Source organism: Parasphingorhabdus sp., from assembly GCF_041748495.1.
Lineage (GTDB): Bacteria > Pseudomonadota > Alphaproteobacteria > Sphingomonadales > Sphingomonadaceae > Parasphingorhabdus.
The window spans coordinates 1-5,434 of sequence record NZ_JBGTDD010000181.1; the positions used below are offsets into that span (position 1 = coordinate 1).

6 protein-coding genes are annotated in these 5,434 nt (G+C 56.7%); all 6 read right to left on the reverse strand.

From position 1 onward, the window contains the following. Positions 1–92 precede the first annotated feature (92 nt). Positions 93–2,237, reverse strand: coding sequence for a prolyl oligopeptidase family protein (locus ACEW8J_RS15250; RefSeq protein ID WP_373492496.1), 2,145 nt, complete (start codon positions 2,235–2,237; stop codon positions 93–95). Positions 2,238–2,324: 87 nt separating this feature from the next. Further along, positions 2,325–2,741 carry a 50S ribosomal protein L17 gene (rplQ, locus tag ACEW8J_RS15255; protein ID WP_373492497.1) on the reverse strand — a complete coding sequence of 139 codons (417 nt, stop codon included), beginning with the start codon at positions 2,739–2,741 and terminating at the stop codon, positions 2,325–2,327. A 118-nt stretch (positions 2,742–2,859) separates the two neighbouring features. Beyond that, complete coding sequence (locus ACEW8J_RS15260) at positions 2,860–3,918, reverse strand: DNA-directed RNA polymerase subunit alpha (RefSeq protein ID WP_373492498.1); 1,059 nt, start codon at positions 3,916–3,918, stop codon at positions 2,860–2,862. A gap of 103 nt (positions 3,919–4,021) precedes the next feature. Further along, entirely contained in the window at positions 4,022–4,411 is a 390-nt protein-coding gene (gene rpsK, locus ACEW8J_RS15265) for a 30S ribosomal protein S11 (RefSeq protein ID WP_067198370.1), read from the reverse strand. 50 nt (positions 4,412–4,461) lie between these two features. After that, positions 4,462–4,830 carry a 30S ribosomal protein S13 gene (gene rpsM, locus ACEW8J_RS15270; protein WP_373492499.1) on the reverse strand — a complete coding sequence of 123 codons (369 nt, stop codon included), beginning with the start codon at positions 4,828–4,830 and terminating at the stop codon, positions 4,462–4,464. A gap of 290 nt (positions 4,831–5,120) precedes the next feature. Next, positions 5,121–5,434 (reverse strand): hypothetical protein (locus tag ACEW8J_RS15275; RefSeq protein WP_373492500.1); only part of this gene is annotated, 314 nt, incomplete at its 5' end.

A 5,434-nucleotide genomic window follows, 5' to 3' on the forward strand; every position in this document is an offset into this window, starting at 1 on the left:
GTCCCACCAGTCCCGCCTGATCGCGCCTTATCCCGTTACTCCCGAACCCCATGCCCCCGCACCGTGGACATCATTCTCCCGGATATGGCCAGTCAATCGGTCAGGTCCAGGCCGATTGCCTCCGCCATAAAGGCGTAGATATCCGAATATTCCTCGATCACCTTGTCAGTCGGCTTGCCGCTGCCATGTCCGGCCCTTGTCTCGATCCGGATCAGATGGGGATCGCTGCCGGTGTCCAAAGCCTGCAGCCGCGCGATATATTTGAAACTGTGACCGGGAACCACCCGGTCGTCGGTATCGGCGGTCGAGACGATCAGGGCCGGATAACCGGTCCCGTTCTTCAGATTATGATAAGGCGAATAGCCGAGCAGGGTTTCGAAATCGGCTTGCCTGTCCGGATAGCCATAATCATCGACCCAGTAGCGCCCGGCGGTAAACCGGTCGAAACGGAGCATGTCCATCACACCGACCGCGGCATGGCCGGCGGTGAACAGGTCGGGCCGCTGGTTGATCACGGCACCGACCAGCAATCCGCCATTGGACCGGCCCTCGATCGCCAGCCCGTCGGCAGGGGCAATGCCTTCCTCGATCAGAAACTCGCCGGCGGCGATGAAGTCATCGAACACATTCTGCTTGTTCTGCAGGCGGCCGGCGTCGTGCCACTGCTTGCCATATTCGCCGCCACCGCGCAGATTGGCCGAGGCGAACACGCCGCCCGCCTTGATCCAGGCCATCCAGGCCGGCTTATATTGCGGCAATACCGAAATATTGAACCCACCATAGCCATAGAGCAATGTCGGTGCGCCCAGGGCAATATCCTGGCCCTTCATATGGACCAGGAACATCGGGATCCTTGTGCCATCCTTGCTTTCATAAAAGCGCTGCGTCACTTCGACCGATTCCGGATCAAATGGCAGCGACGGCTCTGCCCAGACCGTTGGAGCTGTCGATGGCTCGTAGCGGAAAACCGTGGTGGGCCGGTTGAAACTCTGGAAGGTGAAGAAGCCTTCGTCGCTCTTCATCGAACCGCTGAGGCTGCCCACCTGCCCCGGTCCGGGCAGATCGATGTCACCAAGCGCCTCGCCGTCGAGATCGAACAGCGACAACTGGCTCTTGGCATCGACCAGATAGCTGATCACCAGCCGGTCATTGACGATCATCGCTCCATCGATAACCGCATCGCTTTCCGGAACCAGCTCGGTAAATTCCGGCTGTGCAACGCTCACATCGGTTTTGACCACGCGCAGCCGCGGGGCATCCTTGTTGGTGACGAAATAGAGCGTGTCACCGACTCCGTCGATCAGCCGCCAGTCATTTTCAAAACCGCTGACCAGCTTGCGCGTTTCCAGCTTTGGCGCATCCACCTTGATCAGGGTGATTTCATAGCGTTCGTCGGTGCCGGAGGAGGATGTAATTGCAATCCATTCCTTGTCCGACGTCAGTTCGGCTGAGTGATTGAGTTCCGGCTGATCGGGCGTGGCGTAAACTTTTACATCTTTGGCCTGATCATTGCCGACCAGATGCAGATAGATGGCATGGTCTGCGTTCAGCGACTGAAAGGCCGCGCCTTCGTCCGGTTCGGGAAAGCGGGAATAGAGAAACCCGACATTATTGGGTAGCCACGCCAGATTGCTAAATTTCGCCCATTCGATCATATCGGGCCTGATCTCGCCGCTTTGCACGTCGAGCACTTTCAAAGTGCGCCAGTCCGATCCACCATCCTGAACCGCGTAAACCAGCAGGCTGCCGTCTCCGGACGGCTTCCATCCTGCCAGCGCCGTGGCGCCGTCCTCCGACCAGTCTGCCGGATCGATCAGCACCCGTTCCTCGCCGTCCGCACCGTCGCGAACATAAAGCACAGCCTGATTCTGGCCGCCGCTCTTGCGTTCGTAGAAATATTTGCCGCCCGCCTCGACCGGAATGCCGAGATCGTCATAATCAAACAGCTCTTTCATCGAATCCGCCAGAACGGCGCGTCCGTCGAGCTTTTCGAGATAGGCATCGGTGACCGCGTTCTGGGCCTTCACCCAATCGGCGACCTCGGAATCTTCGCGCACGTCATTCTCGAGCCAGCGATAGGGATCGGAAATATATTCGCCAAATTGCTCTTCGACGACATCAACGGTTCTGGTCTCGGGATAAGTCAGCCGATTTTCCTCATTTTCCTGATCTGCCGCCAGTGCCGGCGAACTCAGTGTCAGTCCCATCGCCAAAGTCAAAAAAGTCAGTTTACGCATATCCACCTCGGCAAAAGAAAAGAGGCCACAAGCTTATCGCTCGCGGCCTCTGTTATCAATTGAAACTATGATTGTTTTTTCAGAAGATCAGGCTGCTTCATCCTGAGCATTCTGGTCCGGTCCGCTATCCTGACCCTTCGCGTCCACATCCCGGTCGACCAGCTCGATGATCGCCATCGGAGCGGCATCGGAACCACGGAAGCCGGCGCGAATGATGCGGGTGTAGCCGCCACTGCGTTCGGCGTAGCGATCGGCCAGCACTTCGAAAAGCTTCTTTTCCTGGGTTTCATCCATCAGCCGCGAATGGGCGATCCGACGATTGGACAGGCCACCGCGTTTGCCAAGCGTGATCAGCTTTTCGACAACCGGGCGCAGTTCTTTCGCCTTTGGTACAGTGGTAAGAATCTGTTCGTGCTTGATCAGTGCCGCGGCAAGGTTCTTCAGCAGAGCCTGACGGTGAGCACCGGTCCGCTGCATCCGGCGGCCCTTCATTCTATGACGCATGATATTTCCTTCGTTCGTCAGGGGGCCGTATCAGGTACCCCAAAGCAGGTGATTTTATCGGGGCATCACCAGTGAACCCTTAGTGCCGTTCCGGCCTCGGCCGGAACGGATGGAAAAACTAACCCAGCAGCTCTTGTTCAAGCTTCTTGGCCATTTCTTCGATATTTTCAGGCGGCCATCCGGGGATGTCCATGCCGAGACGCAGACCCATGCTCGACAGCACTTCCTTGATTTCGTTCAGCGACTTGCGGCCGAAATTCGGGGTGCGCAGCATTTCGGCTTCGGTCTTCTGCACGAGATCGCCAATATAGATGATATTGTCGTTCTTGAGGCAGTTGGCGGAACGAACGCTGAGTTCCAGCTCGTCGACCTTCTTGAGAAGATAGCGGTTGAGCTGGTTGGCATCGCTTTCTGCCTGGCTCTGCTGGGCCGCCATGCCGATCGGCGAAGACACCTGTTCCAGCGCTTCTTCGAAATGCACGAACAGCTGCAACTGGTCCTGCAGGATGCGCGCCGCATAAGCGATCGCATCTTCAGGGGTTACCGTACCGTCGGTTTCGATGGTCAGGTTCAGCTTGTCGAAATCCAGTTCCTGGCCAACGCGGGCATTGTCGACCTTGTAGGATACCTGACGGACCGGCGAGTAAAGCGAGTCGATCGGGATCAGACCGATCGGCGCATCGGCCGGACGGTTGGCGACAGCGGGAACATAGCCCTTGCCGACATTGACGGTCAGTTCCATGTTCAGCGAAGCGCCTTCGTCGAGATGACAGATCACCAGTTCCGGGTTCATGATTTCGATATCGCCGGAGACCGCAATGTCGCCTGCCTTGACTTCCGCAGGGCCGGTGGCGGAAAGCTGCAGACGCTTGGCATCGTCGCTTTCCATTTTCAGCGCGATCTGCTTGATGTTCAGAACGATGTCGGTAACATCTTCGCGAACACCTGGCAGCGAGGAAAATTCGTGCAGGGCATTTTCGATCTTGATCGAGGTCACTGCCGCGCCCTGAAGCGAAGACAGAAGCACGCGGCGCAGCGCGTTGCCCATGGTCAGACCAAAACCGCGTTCCAGGGGTTCAGCGATGAAAGTCGCCTTGCGCTTGGGATCACCGCCAGGCTTGATGTCGAGGACGTTGGGCTTCTTCAGTTCTTGCCAGTTCTTCATATTGACAGTCATGGACTTCCCCTAGTGGTTCAAAGAGCGGGTGTGGACGTCAGTACCGCTCTGAATTTTAAAAATTGGGGCCGGCCAACCGGCTCGCCCCGGAAACTCGAGCGGTTTAGACGCGGCGCCTTTTCGAGGGGCGAACACCATTATGCGGGATAGGTGTGACGTCACGGATCGAGGTGATCGTGAAACCAACGGCCTGAAGCGCACGAAGGGCGGATTCGCGGCCAGAGCCGGGGCCTTTCACTTCGACTTCAAGAGTCCGCACACCATGGTCAGCCGCTTTCTTGCCAGCGTCTTCCGCTGCCACCTGGGCCGCATATGGTGTGGACTTGCGAGAGCCCTTGAAACCCATCATGCCAGCCGAGGACCAGCTTATCGCATTGCCCTGGGCATCGGTGATGGTGACCATCGTATTGTTAAACGTGGCGTTGACGTGCGCTACGCCTGCCGAGATATTCTTGCGCGCGCTTTTCTTTATGCGCTGCGGTTCGCGTGCCATGTGATCAATTCCTACCTAATATCTTGAAGATACTTGCCCGAAGCCAAGTCTTATTTCTTTTTGCCAGCAATCGCCTTGGGCTTGCCCTTGCGGGTGCGCGCATTGGTATGCGTACGCTGACCGCGAACAGGCAGGCCTTTCCGGTGACGCAGGCCGCGATAGCAGGCCAGATCCATCAAACGCTTGATGTTCATTGCAACTTCACGCCGCAAATCGCCTTCAACCGTATGTTCGGCATCAATCGTTTCACGAATGTGCAGAACTTCCTGATCGGTAAGGTCCTGAACCCGGCGGGCCGGATCAATCTTCAATTTTTCGACAATTCCAGCCGCAGCCGTGCGTCCGATACCGTGAATATAGGTAAGCGCAATGATTACGCGCTTGTTAGTGGGGATATTTACCCCAGCAATACGTGCCAATATTTTTCTCCATGCTCCACAGGCACCGATTCGCCGGGGCCTATCTCATCGCCAAGTCGTTAAAAACGTTACTCAAAACGCACAAAACCAGCGCGCACCCAAAAAGGTACTGCCGGTTCAAATCGGTTTCGAATGAACGTTATTTAGGGCGAGTGCATAGGAGTGTCAAGTGCGGAAGCACGCAGTTTGCCAACAGATTCATGGTCACTGGCCGGCCCCGGATACCGGAGCGCAGGCTTTGTGTAAACATCCTCCTTCACCGTCATTGAGGGTCGAATATCTCTTGCTTTCTACCAGGGACAAGTCAGGCCCGGCCCACTGCCCCGCTCAAAGACAGCGCCATTGATTTGACGCAGAGGAAGGACAAGGGCACCCCCCATTGCTATGGAGAACCACCAAATCTCGCCTGACCGCTGCAGGAAGCGAACAGAAGAATGTGACCCCTGCCCGACGCGGCACGGCAACTGCTGCATGATTTGGCTTGCGATTTTCAGCATTTCTGCGCCATAGAACAAGCCGGTTGGGGGACTGACATGACCAATAGAAGCAAGCATGATCTGTTCGAAATCGGCGGGCAGATGGTTGCTCCGGGCAAAATCGGCGA

Bases quoted from the DNA above. Each gene is read 5' to 3' on its own strand.
- ACEW8J_RS15260 (WP_373492498.1), bottom strand. From the start codon at position 3,918: ATGACTGTCAATATGAAGAACTGGCAAGAACTGAAGAAGCCCAACGTC.
- rpsK (WP_067198370.1), bottom strand. From the start codon at position 4,411: ATGGCACGCGAACCGCAGCGCATAAAGAAAAGCGCGCGCAAGAATATC.
- ACEW8J_RS15250 (WP_373492496.1), bottom strand. From the start codon at position 2,237: ATGCGTAAACTGACTTTTTTGACTTTGGCGATGGGACTGACACTGAGT.
- rplQ (WP_373492497.1), bottom strand. From the start codon at position 2,741: ATGCGTCATAGAATGAAGGGCCGCCGGATGCAGCGGACCGGTGCTCAC.